Source organism: Glaciimonas sp. PCH181 (assembly GCF_003056055.1).
GTDB lineage: Bacteria > Pseudomonadota > Gammaproteobacteria > Burkholderiales > Burkholderiaceae_D > Glaciimonas.
This window is the reverse complement of the sequence record NZ_PYFP01000002.1, coordinates 1,028,588-1,043,883: the sequence shown is the minus strand read 5'-3', so window position 1 is coordinate 1,043,883 and position 15,296 is coordinate 1,028,588. Positions and strand designations below refer to the sequence as shown.

The following is a 15,296-nucleotide window of genomic DNA, read 5'->3' as shown; positions in this document are numbered from 1 at the left end:
ATGCTGCCTGAGGTATTTAATAGATGTTCGCTGCGCTTATCCACGCTTCAACATGCGCGAAATCCAGCTGGCACCGTTCTGATCCGGCGACCGAATCAGCCATTCATTCCAGTCATTCAGCGCTTTGGTGATCGGACTATTGCGCGTCAGTTTGGCAATCGGTATGCCCTGATTGACCGACGCTGCCGCCGCCGCGTAATGATTCGGAATCGTCCGCAATACCTTTGCGCCTAGCGATTGCTCAAGATCGGCCATGCGGATATCGCCGCCTTTTTCATGGCGATTGATGATCAGATGTACTTTGTCTTTCGGATAATCCAGCGACCGAAAAACATCCAGCAACCGTTTGCCATCGCGGATAAACGGCAGCGTAATTTGCAACACCGCAAAAATCATGTCGACATGGTCCAGCGCCTTGATCGTTTGCGCATTCAGATGGCGGCCCACATCCAGCACCACAAAATCGTATTGATTGCGTGCCAGTTTCAGCAAAGCGTCGATATGCTCCGCTTTCACTTCTTGACCCAGAGCAGGATCTTCCGGCGCTGCCAGCACGCTCAGATTCGGCCCGACATTGACCATGCTGGACGCCAGCAGCGCTGCATCCAGTCGATGAATATTGCGCGCCACGTCAGACAGCGTGGTCGCCGGTTTTTGGTCCGACAGAAACAGCAACGCATCGCCAAACTGCAAATTAAGATCGAATAACGCGACTTTTTTATTGCTCTGTGTTGCCAGCGCATACGCCAGATTCGCTGCCAGAAAGGTCGCACCGCTGCCACCCTTGCAGGAAATGAACGCCAGTATTTTGCCTTTTCTGGTCGGCGCAAAACCCAGCTTTTGGCGCACACGTTGCAACGCGTTTCTGAGGGTTTCGGTATCGACCGGCGACGGCAGTACTTCGCGCACACCCGCCCGCATCGCCTGAATCAAAAAATCCGGCGTATGTTGATCACACAACACGATGAACGCCATGTTTGGATAAATATGCCCCAGCCGTTCCAACGGTGCCAGATCGTCATCGTCTGTCTGCGCCGCTTCATAGTCGACGATCAGCACGTTCGGCACCGGGCTGTTAGAGAACGCGCCCAGCTGCTGCGGCTTGCCCTCTGCCTCGGAGACGATAATCGTGCTGTCGATTTCTTGCAGCGCATGCACGATATCTTTCAGATGCCGCTTGTTGGGCGATACCACAGTGATGCGTAACGCATCCTCCGTGCCAGACTTGTCCGCGCCTTCTGAAGCAATAATGGAGAGTGTTGGCTTATTCATGGCATGCGCTCATTTTTGCTGGTTAAATATGATGGGCTAACTCCGGCGCTTAACTGCCGCCAATGCCAATCGTAAAGACGCTCGGTTGCGGCGTAGGTGTTTGATACGACTTGTAATAGCGGTTCACCGCTTCACGTCCGGCCTGACCGTCGATGCTGACCTGGCTGCTGCTGCTGGATGCGTTTGGATCGATGGTTTGCTGCGCCTTCAGCACGTTCAGGCTGTTCCCGAATTGGCTATCCAGATGCGGCGTCATCGCGCACGCTGTCAGCCCGATAACGCTGATCCCGATCAATGCAGTGCGCAATAAAGTGCGTGGGGTTTTCATGTCCGTCTCCTTATTTAAATTCAAAGCCGGAAGGGGCGTTGGGCTGTACCGATGGCACAGAAGATGAGACCTCAGGCGTCGACATCGATACCGGTCCACCGTTAGTTGGTGCTGGCACTGTTCTGGCTGGTGGTGCCGATCCTTCCATCTTGCCGCCGAGGAAAAATTCGGCACGGTTCGGCTCCACAAACTGATCGGTCGGCAGCGCATAATCTGGCGGTAATGGTTTTACCAGACGCGGCGTGACGATGAAGACCAGTTCGGTCTTGTCAGTCTGAAAACTACTGCTGCGAAATAGCGCGCCAAGAATCGGGATTTCGCCCAGCATCGGAAACGCTGTCACGTTCTGCGTGACATTATTTTTGATCAACCCGGCGATAGCGAAACTCTGCCCATCCAGCAATTGCACGGTAGTCGCTGCACGGCGTGTCGTGATCAGCGGCAGAATCGATGTCACGCCGGTTCCAGCAGCTGAAATCCGCGCCCCGGTAGTCGACAGTTCGGATACTTCTGGTGCTACTTTCAGATTGATGCGACCGCCGTCCAGCACCGTCGGCGTGAAGCGCAAGCCAACCCCGAACTCTTCTTCTTGCAGTGTGACGACGCCGTTGGTCCCTTGCGGCACCGGGATAAAAATTTTGCCACCGGCCAGAAAGCTGCCTTCTTGCCCGCTGATCGCCATGATGGTTGGCTCCGCCAGAATTTTTACCAGACCGTTTTGATTTTGTGCATCAATGCCGCCCTTATTGCCGTTGCTTTTGGTGACGTTAAGTACGCCATTGCTGCCAGAAAGAAAATTTGTCACCAGACTGGTCGCCCAACTTCCCCGGCTGATTGCCGCAGAGAAATTTGCCCCTAACTGATCGAGCATGGTTTTTGAAATCTCCGCCACTTTGACTTCCAGCATCACCTGCTGCGGCGTCGCAATCGACAACATATTGACGATTCTTTCACCGCCGCCACCGCCACCAGCGCCCGGCGCACCGGCAGCTGCGCCGGGTTTGCGCACATACGCACTGGCAATCGCCATCACCCGTTCAACCGCCATCGCGTCGGCCACCGATCCGCTGATCACCAGGGAATCTGCTGCCGCACCGATGCGGATATTCTTTTCTTCCGGCATCAGTTGCAGCAATTTCGCCTGCACCGATGCGGTATCTACACCGACCGATACTTCGACCATCGCGCAACGTCCCTCTTTGGTCTGGAACATCAAATTGGTCGAGCCGGTCTTTTTGCCGAACAGAAAAAACATGCTGCGCGCTGTCGGCGATGTCATCGGTTCGACCTGCACCACATCGGTATCGCCGACCGTGCGCAACCACGCTGGCGCAGGTAAATGCAGTTGTGGCAAGTTGAGCAAGCCGGATTTTCCTTCGGGCAGATTGACGTTTGCTGTCTGCGAAAATTCGCCCACACAGACCGGCGCGGGCAGGTTACGCATGCCGGTTTTTGCGCCCGTTTTCGGATCTGTTTTGGTTCCGGGCATGGCGTTTGAATCTGGCGTATTCACCGCATTCAGCGCAACTTTCGGTGTGGCTGGATTGGCCGCAGTTGTGGTTGGCGTCGGTAGATTATTCTTGACCGAGATTTGCGCCTGACCCGCTAACGGCATCGACATCAGCGCACCTGCGGCAACACCGATCAAATAAGGTTTGAGGTGGTGCGTGGTGGTCGACACCGATTGCTTACTTTTGCTCATGGTATTTCCCCTGTTGTTCAGACTGAATGGCCCCGTTCTGGAAGCACAGTTTTAATAGCAATGCGTGACATAGCCGGTGCCGGTAATAACTTGCTGGCACTGCTCTTCGGGCAACAAGCGGGCGACTTTAACGGCCGGTTTTTTCGCCTTGACGATTACCACTACTTTTTGCGGTGCAGGCGTTGGCGTCACCGGCGCGACTGCAGTTGTGTACAACAAGCTTTGTTTGGTCGCGCCGCCAGTCTGTGTCGGCTTCAGATCGATCTGATTGCGCAAGACCAGCGACAACTGCCCGACGCTGCGTGCAAGATCCAGCTTTTCTGCCTGCTCGGGTGAGACTTCCAGCGTCACGGCGCTGACGACTTTTGGTTTGGTTTCATCGCGTCCGGCTTCTTGCGCCACCGCCAACACCAGAATCCGCTCTAGTACCAATTTGGAAATATTCAAATCCTTATTGCCGTTTTTGGTGGCCTCGTCCTGCGTACTGACCAGAATGTCGACAAAGTTCCCCGGGAGTGCAAAACCGGCTACACCGATGACGTCATTTACACGCACCGTCATCGCCCGTTTGCCATCGGCAACCACCGCTGACAAACCGCCGGTCGCGCCTTCCGGTGCTAGTTTGGATTCCATCAATGGCTCGCCCCGCAACAGGCTGACTCGCGCCACGCGGGTATCCAGCAGCTTTAAATCGGTGAAGGTTCCAGCCGGTACGCTGCCAGCTGGCCAGTCTGCCAGTCGCAACATTTCCGGCGTAACACGCGTGCCAAGATTAATATCCACTGCCGCCACGGCGACTTTATTGGTGCTCAAATTAGCTTGCTCGGCAATCCAGCGCGACGCCAGCACCACGGCGACAAGCGCGATAAGGATCGATATGCCGATCATCACAAATGCTCTGGTATTTTTCATACATCCCCCGTGTACTGACTTCAGTTAAATAGTGATTGAAAGGCTGCCGAACACACGCGATTCATAGCAATGCATCGCGCTGCTTATTTTGGCCGGTCGTGAAATAGTTATGCCAGGCCCAGTCCAGAACTTGCGTGTTCAGTTCCGGCGCTTTGCCTTCATACAGCGCCAAATCTCGGATTTGGCCTAACAAATCACGCGGATAACAGGCCAATAAAGGGCGGTTTTCCTTGTGATGGTATTCATGCAGCAGGTACTGAAATACCGTCTCAGAAAATCCAATCGCCAACTCACCGCAGACCCCGCGAAAGACGCGCCGATACTGTTCTTCCGTCAGCGCGGTGATCTCGATCTTGTAACCAAGACGGCGCAAAAAGGCTTCGTCGGCCAGATTGCTGGGCGCCTCGTTGGATAAAAAAATCACAATCACGTCAAACGGAATTTGGAATTTATAGCCGGTATGCAAAGACAAATAATCGTGACCGCGACCTAGCGGCACGATCCAGCGATTCATCAATTCTTGCGGTGACACCCGTTGCCGTCCCAGATCGTCAATCACGAACAAACCGTTGTTAGCCTTGACGTGCGGTGGGGCCTGATAAAAACGCATGGCGTCGTCAAATTCCAGCTCTAGCGTATCCAGCGTCAGTTCGCCGCCGCTGAACGCAATCGGTCTTTTGCATGCCACCCAACGACTATCGGATTGATTTTTGCGGTCAAGATTGGTGACCGATGCAGGAATTTGCGGCATCACTTGATGAACATGCGGATCAAAAATCTGGATGACTTCGTTATCCACCATCAACGCGTGCGGGATCGCGATATAGTCCGACAGCAAATGCGTCAGATTCTCGGCAATATAGGTTTTTCCGCTGCCTGCCGGACCATACATAATGATGGCGCGGCCAGAATTCATTGCCGCCCCTAGTTGATCCATCACCGTATCCTGAATCACAAAACCGGCAAATCCCGACGCCAACCGTTCGCGTGTATAGCAGACATGGCGCATCGATTGCCGTTGCACTTGCGCGGTATAGGCTTCCAGGCTGACTGGGGCCGGACCGGCATAGTGGTTACGCCGAAAATACTCAACGGTGCGATTCCGTCCGGTGTCGGACAGTTGATAAATCGTGCTGGCGCTATTGTCATCGCGGCTCATTACCGCGCACAGATGTTCGGTGCGCATAAAAAGCAGCACGCTATCGAGCACGCTCACCGGCAGTTTGACGTGGATGGACAAATCCGCAAGACTGACTCTGCCGCGTAAGTACAGAATTTTGCACAATAATTCGGACAGAAACAGCAGCGGCAAACCGGTATCTTCCACAGTGCGTGGCGGCTGCGGCATGGTCAGTTGATCGCTGGCTGCCGTGGCGTTTGCGATGTCCACCAAACTGATTGTGTTCATGAACCCCCCTATTGATTGATGGTGGTTTTGCAGGCGGTTAAAAGACGCTAAGTGCATGAAGAAAGCCAACATGGCCGCTATAGATCATTCCAAAATAACTTAACGTTCCGGCGGCAATCGCCACGCCGTAAGGCAGTTTTCCAGCAGAAATCGACGCGCTGTCCAGTGTCGGCATTTCATGTAAAACGGCCTTGAAAATGCTGCCCATGACCATCGTGCGCAAGTTATCGACCAACCGATCCAGCGTGCCCAGACGCAGTGCTGTCAGGATCGATAGCGCGCCGCCGATAAGAAAGGTCAGAATGATGGTGCCAATCAACGCGTTCGGCCCCACAAACGCACCGACCATCGCCATCAGCTTCACGTCACCCGCCCCCATCGCACGCAACATATACATCGGCAAAAAAACGATCAGGCCCAACGCCAGTCCTTCCGATGCTTTCCAGAAACCCAGCGCCCCGGGAAGTCCGCTGACGAAGCCGGTGCCTTCCGGTAAAACGCTATTCAGCAACAAGCCCAGACCAGCGCCAATAAACACCAGACGGTTAGGAATACGGTGACTTTTTACATCGGTCCAGACCGCGCCCAACAACAATGCGCATAACAGCATGTTGACTAGAGCGGCAACCAGAGCGGGGGTCAGATGGTTCATTTCTTCCTCTGCAATGAAGTGGCAACGTCAGGTGTTGGCTACGCGTGGCCGTAACAGGTCACGCCATCTTTTTGATCGCGATAAAAGTCCCGCCCACAGGCGTGTTGAGGTCTGAATGGCGAGTAGTCGAGCCGGGCTACAAGTGCAGGCCGCGCAGTGCTATGGACTATCTGAAATCGTCACTCTGCTGAACCGGATGAAATTGATGAGGATGTCCCGTCGCGGCTTGTATTAGCTGCCCGATGGAAGGTGTAATGGCGCAGTAAATGACGGCGATCAAAAAACCAGTCCGCAAGCCATGTGCAATGGCTGCGGCGCTGTCATCTTGCAGGTGAAAGTGTTTGACGCTTTGCATGGTGATTCCCCTTTTTTACTTCAAGAAGCCATATCAAACATGCTGCAATACGGCTCGGCATTGCTATTTTTTATGTCAATAACGCGCCATCCCTAATGCCACGCTATCGCTTTACTGTTGAAACTCGGTACTGCCGCCAATGACCTCCCGCTCACTCTTAGCGGTGAGCGGGAGAAGGTGGCTTTTAGGTACAAGCTGCATAGGTGTAAGTGTGGGTCGTGCTGGTAAGTGCGGTATTAATGCCAGTGAACACGCCACAGATTGTTTTACCCAATGTCGCCACGATGGTGATAATCACCGCAGCGATTAAAGCAGCTAGCAGACCATATTCAATGGCTGCAGCACCGTCTTCTTGCATGAAAAAGTTTTTGATGCCTTGCATGATGAGCCCCTTTTTTTGAATAGAAAAAACGAATCCGTTAAGAATTCGATCCATGTCACTTCAGCTTTGTAGGGTTTTCGCTAGTGCGGGAAGTGCTTCCCGTGTTGACGATTATTTAACATTTCCCTCCCCACGAATGCAGAGTAGACGATGATAAAAAGTAAGTAAAGGGTTGTCAAAAAATATATATTTCCTATGCGGAAACAGGTTTGATAATTATCTCTAATGGACAAAAAAAACGTGATTCCACGCTGCAATATTGCTTAAAAGCAGGCCAGAAATGGCAACAACACCGCACCAATGACGGCATCAGCATTACAAAAAAATGATGACTTCGTTGACGCTATTTTTCTTTTCTGAAATCTCCCCGGATTCCCATATTTGTTCTAAATTTTTGCGGAACATATCCAATGGCGTGGATACCCCGCGATTGGCAGGGAAGCGTTTTGACAACCTTGCTGGATATGTCGCTGGCAGAACTGGTGCAAGAAGCGGCGGCAGACGAGCCGCGCTTAAGTCATCTGACCTTGCAACAAGAGCAGGAGTTGGTCTCCGACATGACGTCGCTGCTGACGGCGTTATGCGTGCTGAGCCATTGGTCGCTGATGAATATCAGCGCCGTTTATCAAATCACAGAGGCAGAATGTCTGCAGCGTTTGCTGCGACAGCACAACTGCAAGTCAAGCTGCGCCGATTACGTCAGGAATTCTCGGAATTGCATCAGGAAAGTCTATCTGCGCCCTTCGACCAACGGCACGGCACCGGCTTGTTATTGTCGATACGTGATTGCGAGCCGAAAGGTTTTGAAGCTTTGCGCAGGCGTGGATAAACCGACTTCAAATACTTTGCAATTCCGTTACTTCCGACATCAGCCATTCACGAAATACTGCGATCGCCCGATCTTTGGCGCGTTCTTTTTTGTACAGCAGATAGTAATCGCCATCGCTGGATACGCGCTCCGTCACGGCCACGATCAGGCGGCCTGCCTGGATATCGTCGCTGACCAGTACGCTGGGCACCAGCGCCACGCCTTTGCCGTCCATGGCTGCCCGTACCGACATAAAGAAATGCCCGAAGTGCAGTACCCGTGCGGAGGGTTGATAGGCGACGTTTAACGCGCCAAACCACAGTGGCTCGATCGTCTCAGCCTACCAGCATGTAGTTCGCTAGCAGGCGGAGGAGACATCAGGTTTGCTCTTCGTGCATATGTTTCGTCGCCTCGTGTTCGATGCGCAAATAGAGCGTCTCTGCCATGGGTTGGCGCATCTCTTCCAACACGTGTCCCACCAGTCCGACTGCTCTCGCGGCGACAGCGAGACCGCGACAAATCTTCCAGTTAATCCCCATCTCCGAGGCAACGGCAGCCATCGCCCCAGTTACGTTCAATGGAAGGGGCCGCCCCGATTGGAGGGTGGCTTCCTTGCCAATCGCGTCCATTAATTCAACATATGGTCCGTAATATCCGGTTTCCCTTGCGACTTTAAACAGTACTACGCTACGCGGATCGATAGGCTTGTGGAAGGGGTGACCGATTCCGGGGATAATTTCCTTGCGGGCGCGATAGCTGGTCACAATTTCGACTGCCTTCGCCTTCGGGTCGGACAGCGATGTGTTGAAGGGGATCGTCTCCTGAAGCAGTCTGGCTGCGTTGTCGAGCGAGCCCACGAACACCGAACCAAGCCCGAGCAGTCCTGCGGCGACCGCTGCCTGAACCGCTTCTGGAGCGCCGCAATACGTGAACCGTGTGGCGAGGGACGACGGCGTGATGCCATGTTCAACGAGAACAACCATCATTGCATTGAACATCTGCAACTCACGGGCGTCTGGAAGACGACCGAACAGCTGCAGGAAAGTCATCTGTCCAAAATCGATTTTCCCTACAATTTCGTCACACAGATCAAGCCCGTGAACCACGACTTTTGACGGGTTCGCCCATGCGATATCGGATTTTACTTGTGCATCTTTCATAATTTTGGATCCTTCTTCTTGTAAGCTTGATGAAAGGGATAACTTAACTGCGACCATCGTGCGCAGCTTCGTCTTTAGAATCTTTATCTCAGAAGTCGATACCGTGGACGACAACTTTCGTTAACGTTGCCCACGAGATTGGTATTTAATTGCGCTGATCTGCCTGGCGATTTTCTAATGAAAAATCAAGCCTGATTACCCGGTTTCTCTACAGCGATTCGGGCGATCTCGCGCAATTCTTTCTTCAATATTTTGGTGCCGTTGGGTCCCTGTACGGTTGGATATTCAGATACGAACAGAATGCGACGTGGGACCTTATAGGCTGCCATCCCTGATTTGCAATAGGCTAGAAGCGCGTCTTCTGTGACGGCGGGACGCCGGCAACGAACGAATGCGATGGCGAGGTCGCCTTCACCGACTTGGTTCACCCCGACAACTTGCGCATCTAAAACGTCTTCATGTATAGATAGGTAATCTTCGATTTCGACGGGATTGACCAAATAGCCGCGCAGCCGTAAGCCATCGGAGAGTCGCGATAAATAAACGAAACGTCTTTCTGCTGTGTAACCCAGATCTCCTGTGCGAAACCATCCGTCAGATGTAAAAGCGGAATCGCTCGCCGAGGGGTTGTTCAGATAGCCTGTCATGACGTTATAGCCGCGAAGTTGCAACTCGCCTTGCTGTCCGTCTGACAGCATTTGACCGCCTTGAAGATCGGCAACTCGAAATTCGATCTCAGGTGAGATCGGTATGCCACCGGGGATCGCTCGTTGTGCCTGCGTGTCTGTTGGCAGTTGGGCGCTGGTAAGACCAAAACTTTCAGAGGATCCGTAGATAGCCACAAGGTGTAGGCCTAGTTCTCGCTCTGCTTGCTCGACAATCTTGGCGGCTAGCCCGGTAAAATCAGCGAAGCCTCCGCGGCGCCAGGTGGCTAGCGATCTACCTTTTTCATCAAGCACCGATGAGAGCATTCCGTCGGAGCCAAAAAAATGTGTGACGTGATGAGTTTCGATGAGCGTTGTGGCTGCTTCAGCATTGAAAACTGGAAGGAAAAGACACGTTGCGCCGCCAGCCAGTGCACTGATTGCTTGTACGAAACCCATTACGCCATATAAGGATAAGGCACACAGCATTACGTCGCCAACGCGTAGATCAATGGCGTGCGCCACATTCTCCCCATGACGAAGGACGCCTAGTTGATCGTGAACCGCAAGCTTGGAACGTCCTGTTGTTCCAGAGGTGCCGAAGGTGCATAGCGCATCGCTTGGCGTACCGGTTGGGGGCGCTGATGGAAGCGCGGGATCGATCGGGAACAGGTCGTCTGGATATGCGATCTCGATGATGTGTTTCAGATCGGGGGATAGACTCTGTATGCTGCGCGCCGTGCCGAGGTAATCGAACCCAAGGAAGTTCGGCATCAAAACAATGGCTTTTGCTCCCGACGTTTGTATAACGTGATGCGCATCCTGCGAACGGTATCGCGTGCTGATTGGTATTACGAGCACTCCCAAGGTAGCTGCGCCAAACAGAAACTGCAGCCACGTTCCGCCATCAGGCAGCCACAATGCCAAAACATCGCCACGCTTCAAGCCCAGGTGGCTAAGGTAAGCGGCTGCTCGTCGTGCAGCGATGTGAAGCTCAGCGCGGGTTGCTGAAGTTTCGCCGCAACGGAATGCCAGACGATGCGATTCCTTGGTTAGTAATTCTGCAAAGGACCAGTCGGTCTGGCCAAATTCTTGATGTTGAGACATGTTTGAATTGATTCGTGAGAAGTTTAGGCGAATGGCGAAATTGAAGTGGTTCTAATCTTCAAGATGGCTCCCCCAGCGCGGAACTGTGCTGCAAGCTGTCGCACACGCTTGGACGTGCTGCAATGTTGCGACTGCCTCAGATTGACCGGCAGTCCGGCCCGTAATGCTTGCTGAAATCATCTTTTTTACCGTTGGTGGAATCAGTACAGACCGCGGCTTTTTTGATGCCTTGATCCTCTAATAAATCAATTTTGAAAACTAGCATCCTGATCGGCGCAACGCTACAGATCAATCTGTAGCAGCAGGCGCTTCGCATCTATATATGAATGGTGACTCATAAATCAATTTTAGGCAAGCATTTATGTCGTCATCGACTCTGGAGTATCTGTAGAGCTGTCATTGATCGCGGCATGGAAGGCACCCGCCCATGTTGGAAGTTAAGTCGTTTGATGCGCGGAATCAAGAGGGATGCTGCGATATTCAACGCTTCTCCATGCTCTGTGCTGCAGCAAGCACCGCCGGTAATGTTGCTGCAGCCGATATGTCTGCGGGCTGCACGCGGCCATTCCGATGAGGCACGACAGTAATTCTAAGCCGCAATTTTCCCCTGCTTGAGCTGCCTATTGAGCACAATCCGACGCCGCAAAAATCCTTCCGAATAAAGTCGGTACGGACGCGTAATTTTTGCTGTTGACATTAAATGAATTGTGAATCATTATTCGTAAATGGAGGAAAATGCGTGTGGTGGACTTGCGAAGCTAGCAACTTAAGCCGAAGTAGTGAGTGGGGTAACTTCGGACGGTGCTGGTGTCGGAAACGTCGAGCTGACGAAAAAAAACGCCGATCTTTAAATGCGCAACTGTCCGAAGTATTTTAAAAGCTGTTGGAGGATCTGTACTAAAGAATGTGCTTGTGTATGTGAAATCGTCTGCCGTTCCGGCGCGTGCAGTTTAGCTAAGCGGAGTGGTTCTTTCATTAAGATTTTTAGTAGCTCTTGGTGGTTTGCGCACGCGACTGTTTCGCCAAGAACGGTATCGTATGAATTGGGAAAAATCATGGAAAGTAACGTTGCGTCGAAAGGAGTCATTGATGCCCGGTCAGGCGATATGCCTTATGACTTGTATGGATGGGATCGCTCCGGATCAGATCGCCATGCGTTAGAAAAGGCGGTAGAACTTCGGCTCGCTGAGTTGGACCGGTGCGGTGTGGCAATGCAGGTTCTGTGTGCGCCGCGCGCTTTGGTAAAAAGTTGCGGCAATGACAGAGACCGACTGCGCCACTGCAATAGTGCGCTCAAAGAAATGGTGGACATTTCATGCGGCCGTCTCGCTGCGCTGGCGTTACTTGATTTGGACGATGGTGAATTTGGCGCTGCCGCATTTCAGCAGGCAATGGAGCATGGATTTCACGGTGTTGCCGTCCCGACCAGCTATTCAGGAAAGCGTATCGACGATGCCGAGTTTCAGCCGCTTCTCTCTTTTGCTGCGCGTCACAGGAAGCCGGTTTTTATTTATTCCGAGGGACTCGGCGACGGCGGCCCGCAGATCGACCAGCGCCAGCAAGAGAATGTAGGGGTGTCGGTGGATCTCGCGATCTGTTTGGCTCGGCTGATTTTCCGCGGTCACTTTGAGCAACTGCCTGAGCTTCTGGTGTTTCTGGATCAGGGCGGAGGCGCTGCCCCTTCCTTGATCTCGCGGTGGGATCATGGTTATCGCGTTCGGCGCGAATGTCAGGCGCTTATACCTCACCCTCCGTCCCGTTATCTTAATAACGTGTTTTTCGATGCAAGCACGCTGGACAACGCGGCGCTAACCGCTGCCATTAACAGCATTGGGCCGCAACAAATCGTATTCGCTAGCGCTGAGCGCTCCCTTGATGGCGAGCTTGATCGCGCCCGTAGAACGTTTGGGGAATCCGACAGCGAAAATCAAGCCTTGCTCTATACGCAAAATAATGCCGCAAGACTATACGGTGGAGGTAAATCGCTATGATCATAGACGCCCACACTCACGTGATTCCATTGCAGTATCTTCATGAATTAGAGGCAAGAGCGGACGTTTCGTCGTTACGTGTCAGCGGCGCTCACTCCGATCGGCCTTCGATTGAGACCGCCGGCGTGACGTTCGCCCTGTCTCCTATTTGGTTCGATCCGATCCATATCCTTGAACACATGGATCGCAATGGCATTTCTGCCCACGTTATTTCACCGCCGACTTTTCTTTTCCACTACGGCGATACCCCGGTTCGCGCTCTAGAGTTGGCGCAAATTATTAACGACAGCTACGCTGAATTTACCGTGAAGCACCCGGGTCGCTTTTATGCCATGGGCACCGTCCCGCTACAGGATGTCGATCTGGCGTGTCGCGAGCTTCACCGCATGGCGAAAGATTTGTCGATCAGGGCAGTCGAGATCGGCACATTTATCAACGGGAGAGCGCTTTCTTCTGAGGAATTGCGGCCTTTTTTCCGCGAAGCCGAAAAGCTTGGGATCTTCGTTTTTGTGCATCCGCTCACGCAACAGCAGGTCGGCGAACAGGCTCTCGAATTCGCCTATTTGAGAAACCTCGTCGGATTGCCGACCAGCACAGCCTTTGCGATTGAATCCGTCATTTTTAGTGATTTTCTCGACACGCTGCCCGATCTCAAAATCGGATTCGCACATGGAGGAGGTACCAGCGCGATACTACTTGGTCGATGGGAGGCTGCATGGCAGAACAATCTCCAGCAACAGGAGCGTTGCGCACGATCGCCTACCGAAGCGTTTAAGTCACTGTATTTTGACACGGTGATGCACTCGATCACTTCACTTGAATTGCTCTGGCAGTACTGCGACCCCGCCAAGTTAATGCTGGGTTCGGACGCGCCAGCGGATATGGGAAATTTAGGAATGTTACAGAAATTCGCAACGTCCGCTATTTTCAATTCTAAGTATGTCGATCAGATTAATGCAGAGACTGCGCGGAATTTATTCGCAGCACCACGCGACGTGCATACCTAATCGATTGACATCGCACGCTCGGAAGATGCGTTGCCGGATCTGAAAAAAATCACAAATCGAGGAGTGAAAAAGCGTCATTCAAAAGACGCCTCCTTGTCTATGCCGCGCATGAAGGAATTGAAGGCCGGATTGCGACCGGTTAGCTGTCTAACAATGGAGATTAGAAAATGAAATATGGCGCAACTATAGACATCCAGGATTTTTTAAGTAAGCAGTCCTTTTCGAAAGGACAATTTATGATTGCCTTTCTGTGTGCCATGGCAGCAATGATTGATGGGTTTGACACGAAAGTAATATCTTTTGTCGCCCCATTATTGTCTGCGGAAATGAAAATTGCCCGACTCGACATGGGAATTGTCTTCTCTGCTGGTGTCTTCGGAATGTTAATTGGGTCCATTCTGGCCGCGTTCATTTCGGATCGTTTTGGTCGACGACCTGCGCTGCTGGCATGCATGCTGTTGACCAGCGCCTCAATGCTTCTGACGGCATTCGCTAGCTCAGTTCAAGAATTGCTCATCATGCGTTTGATCACCGGTATTGGGATTGGCGGGACGCTTCCTGTTGCGGTTGCCCTGACATCTGAAAGCGTCGCGACTAAAGTTCGGGTCACAACTGTTATGTTGATGTACTGCTTCTTTTCAGTGGGTGGTGCGGCGTCTGCGGTGGTAACTGAGCAACTTACAGCGCACTTTCGCTGGCCCGCAGTGTTCGTATTTGGAGGAGTCGTCACCGCACTCGTCGCTTGTGCAATGGCGGTTTATCTTTCAGAGTCGATCCAGTTTATGGTGGCAAAAGAGAAGCCGAGGCGCGACGTCTTAAAGACCATCATGAGGATATCGCCGTCACTCACGGAACACGATACGCCGATCTTCACCACTAGTTTGAAGGAAAAAGATGGAAAACAACCGGTTAAAAAGCTATTCACAGAAGGAAGAGCGCCGATCACCGTTTTACTGTGGACTACATTTGCCTTCGGCTATCTTGTCATCTACTTCATGCTCTCGTGGCTCCCTTCCTTGCTGCTAGCGCGAGGCCTGAATCTGCATCAATCATTTGTAGTGGCCGTTGCATTCCAGTTTGGGACGCCAATTGGTTCGTTTCTGTTGGGCAGACTAATGGATCGTTTTGAGCCTGCCTTAGTATTGGGCACCGCATTTGTCACAGCGTGCTTGTTCATCTATTTAATTAGTGTTTCGCCCGGTTCGATCGCCCTGTTGTGTCTTATCGCATTAGTCGCGGGAGCGTGCATAGTTGCAGGCATGATCGGCTTTGTCGCAATTGCCGCCGGACTTTATCCAACGGCCATCCGTTCCACAGGCTTGGGTTGGGGTCTTGCAATGGGACGGATCGGCGGTATCGTCGGGCCCACTGTTGCCGGACTGCTCCTTTCCATCAATGTTTCAGCCGAGAATGTATTTAGATTGGCAATCGTTCCGCAACTCATCGCCGGGATAGCAACGTTTGCTCTTTTCTACTTCAGTCGTAGATTGAAAAAGCGTGAGCTGAATTCTTAAAATTAAATAAAGCACCCCCATGGATGCGCCTGTTTAAGTCACTGTATTTCGACA

General features: G+C 52.4%; 15 protein-coding genes. 4 read left to right on the top strand and 11 right to left on the bottom strand.

Going from position 1 to position 15,296, the window contains the following annotated elements:
* Positions 1 to 36: 36 nt before the first annotated feature.
* The 8 genes from C7W93_RS17890 to C7W93_RS17855 all read right to left on the bottom strand — a co-directional run bounded on the left by C7W93_RS17890 (position 37) and on the right by C7W93_RS17855 (position 7,011).
* Positions 37 to 1,272: an AAA family ATPase gene (locus C7W93_RS17890; protein ID WP_108441612.1), complete on the bottom strand. Its 1,236-nt coding sequence runs from the start codon at positions 1,270 to 1,272 to the stop codon at positions 37 to 39.
* A 49-nt stretch (positions 1,273 to 1,321) separates the two neighbouring features.
* Entirely contained in the window at positions 1,322 to 1,600 is a 279-nt protein-coding gene (locus C7W93_RS17885) for a hypothetical protein (RefSeq protein ID WP_108441611.1), read from the bottom strand.
* Between the two features lie 10 nt (positions 1,601 to 1,610).
* The gene (locus C7W93_RS17880; RefSeq protein ID WP_201747283.1) at positions 1,611 to 3,302 is read right to left on the bottom strand and encodes a type II and III secretion system protein family protein; all 1,692 of its coding nucleotides are present in this window, start codon (positions 3,300 to 3,302) and stop codon (positions 1,611 to 1,613) included.
* 51 nt (positions 3,303 to 3,353) lie between these two features.
* Positions 3,354 to 4,214 carry a Flp pilus assembly protein CpaB gene (cpaB, locus tag C7W93_RS17875; RefSeq protein ID WP_108441610.1) on the bottom strand — a complete coding sequence of 287 codons (861 nt, stop codon included), beginning with the start codon at positions 4,212 to 4,214 and terminating at the stop codon, positions 3,354 to 3,356.
* A 61-nt stretch (positions 4,215 to 4,275) separates the two neighbouring features.
* Positions 4,276 to 5,622: an ATP-binding protein gene (locus tag C7W93_RS17870; protein ID WP_201747282.1), complete on the bottom strand. Its 1,347-nt coding sequence runs from the start codon at positions 5,620 to 5,622 to the stop codon at positions 4,276 to 4,278.
* Positions 5,623 to 5,659: 37 nt separating this feature from the next.
* A complete protein-coding gene (locus C7W93_RS17865; RefSeq protein ID WP_201747281.1) occupies positions 5,660 to 6,274 on the bottom strand; it encodes a prepilin peptidase in 615 nt (204 codons plus the stop codon).
* 166 nt (positions 6,275 to 6,440) lie between these two features.
* Positions 6,441 to 6,629 (bottom strand): hypothetical protein, encoded by a 189-nt coding sequence (locus tag C7W93_RS17860; RefSeq protein ID WP_108441609.1) that lies wholly within the window; start codon positions 6,627 to 6,629, stop codon positions 6,441 to 6,443.
* A gap of 184 nt (positions 6,630 to 6,813) precedes the next feature.
* Entirely contained in the window at positions 6,814 to 7,011 is a 198-nt protein-coding gene (locus tag C7W93_RS17855) for a Flp family type IVb pilin (RefSeq protein WP_108442200.1), read from the bottom strand.
* A gap of 643 nt (positions 7,012 to 7,654) precedes the next feature.
* On the opposite strand from C7W93_RS17855, the gene C7W93_RS17850 reads away from it, so the two are divergent.
* Positions 7,655 to 7,840: a hypothetical protein gene (locus tag C7W93_RS17850; RefSeq protein WP_146177579.1), complete on the top strand. Its 186-nt coding sequence runs from the start codon at positions 7,655 to 7,657 to the stop codon at positions 7,838 to 7,840.
* 7 nt (positions 7,841 to 7,847) lie between these two features.
* Here C7W93_RS17850 and C7W93_RS17845 read toward each other — a convergent pair whose 3' ends face one another.
* From C7W93_RS17845 to C7W93_RS17835, 3 genes are all read right to left on the bottom strand, one after another.
* Entirely contained in the window at positions 7,848 to 8,141 is a 294-nt protein-coding gene (locus C7W93_RS17845; protein ID WP_225869974.1) for a LysR substrate-binding domain-containing protein, read from the bottom strand.
* Between the two features lie 55 nt (positions 8,142 to 8,196).
* A complete protein-coding gene (locus C7W93_RS17840; RefSeq protein WP_108442199.1) occupies positions 8,197 to 8,979 on the bottom strand; it encodes a citryl-CoA lyase in 783 nt (260 codons plus the stop codon).
* Positions 8,980 to 9,164: 185 nt separating this feature from the next.
* Positions 9,165 to 10,730 carry an AMP-binding protein gene (locus C7W93_RS17835; RefSeq protein WP_108441606.1) on the bottom strand — a complete coding sequence of 522 codons (1,566 nt, stop codon included), beginning with the start codon at positions 10,728 to 10,730 and terminating at the stop codon, positions 9,165 to 9,167.
* Between the two features lie 1,055 nt (positions 10,731 to 11,785).
* On the opposite strand from C7W93_RS17835, the gene C7W93_RS17830 reads away from it, so the two are divergent.
* The 3 genes from C7W93_RS17830 (at position 11,786) to C7W93_RS17820 (ending at position 15,242) form a co-directional block, all read left to right on the top strand.
* Positions 11,786 to 12,721 carry an amidohydrolase family protein gene (locus C7W93_RS17830; RefSeq protein ID WP_161539959.1) on the top strand — a complete coding sequence of 312 codons (936 nt, stop codon included), beginning with the start codon at positions 11,786 to 11,788 and terminating at the stop codon, positions 12,719 to 12,721.
* Positions 12,718 to 13,728, top strand: coding sequence for an amidohydrolase family protein (locus C7W93_RS17825; protein ID WP_108441604.1), 1,011 nt, complete (start codon positions 12,718 to 12,720; stop codon positions 13,726 to 13,728). The genes C7W93_RS17830 and C7W93_RS17825 overlap by 4 nt, the downstream gene beginning before the upstream one ends.
* A gap of 167 nt (positions 13,729 to 13,895) precedes the next feature.
* Positions 13,896 to 15,242, top strand: coding sequence for an MFS transporter (locus C7W93_RS17820; RefSeq protein ID WP_108441603.1), 1,347 nt, complete (start codon positions 13,896 to 13,898; stop codon positions 15,240 to 15,242).
* The last annotated feature ends 54 nt before the right edge of the window (positions 15,243 to 15,296 follow it).

What these genes read in the sequence shown, in the direction of transcription:
- C7W93_RS17890 (WP_108441612.1), bottom strand. Translation starts at nt 1,272, where the DNA reads ATGAATAAGCCAACACTCTCCATTATTGCTTCAGAAGGCGCGGACAAG.
- C7W93_RS17885 (WP_108441611.1), bottom strand. Translation starts at nt 1,600, where the DNA reads ATGAAAACCCCACGCACTTTATTGCGCACTGCATTGATCGGGATCAGC.
- C7W93_RS17880 (WP_201747283.1), bottom strand. Translation starts at nt 3,302, where the DNA reads ATGAGCAAAAGTAAGCAATCGGTGTCGACCACCACGCACCACCTCAAA.
- cpaB (WP_108441610.1), bottom strand. Translation starts at nt 4,214, where the DNA reads ATGAAAAATACCAGAGCATTTGTGATGATCGGCATATCGATCCTTATC.
- C7W93_RS17870 (WP_201747282.1), bottom strand. Translation starts at nt 5,622, where the DNA reads ATGAACACAATCAGTTTGGTGGACATCGCAAACGCCACGGCAGCCAGC.
- C7W93_RS17865 (WP_201747281.1), bottom strand. Translation starts at nt 6,274, where the DNA reads ATGAACCATCTGACCCCCGCTCTGGTTGCCGCTCTAGTCAACATGCTG.
- C7W93_RS17860 (WP_108441609.1), bottom strand. Translation starts at nt 6,629, where the DNA reads ATGCAAAGCGTCAAACACTTTCACCTGCAAGATGACAGCGCCGCAGCC.
- C7W93_RS17855 (WP_108442200.1), bottom strand. Translation starts at nt 7,011, where the DNA reads ATGCAAGGCATCAAAAACTTTTTCATGCAAGAAGACGGTGCTGCAGCC.
- C7W93_RS17850 (WP_146177579.1), top strand. Translation starts at nt 7,655, where the DNA reads ATGTCTGCAGCGTTTGCTGCGACAGCACAACTGCAAGTCAAGCTGCGC.
- C7W93_RS17840 (WP_108442199.1), bottom strand. Translation starts at nt 8,979, where the DNA reads ATGAAAGATGCACAAGTAAAATCCGATATCGCATGGGCGAACCCGTCA.
- C7W93_RS17835 (WP_108441606.1), bottom strand. Translation starts at nt 10,730, where the DNA reads ATGTCTCAACATCAAGAATTTGGCCAGACCGACTGGTCCTTTGCAGAA.
- C7W93_RS17830 (WP_161539959.1), top strand. Translation starts at nt 11,786, where the DNA reads ATGGAAAGTAACGTTGCGTCGAAAGGAGTCATTGATGCCCGGTCAGGC.
- C7W93_RS17825 (WP_108441604.1), top strand. Translation starts at nt 12,718, where the DNA reads ATGATCATAGACGCCCACACTCACGTGATTCCATTGCAGTATCTTCAT.
- C7W93_RS17820 (WP_108441603.1), top strand. Translation starts at nt 13,896, where the DNA reads ATGAAATATGGCGCAACTATAGACATCCAGGATTTTTTAAGTAAGCAG.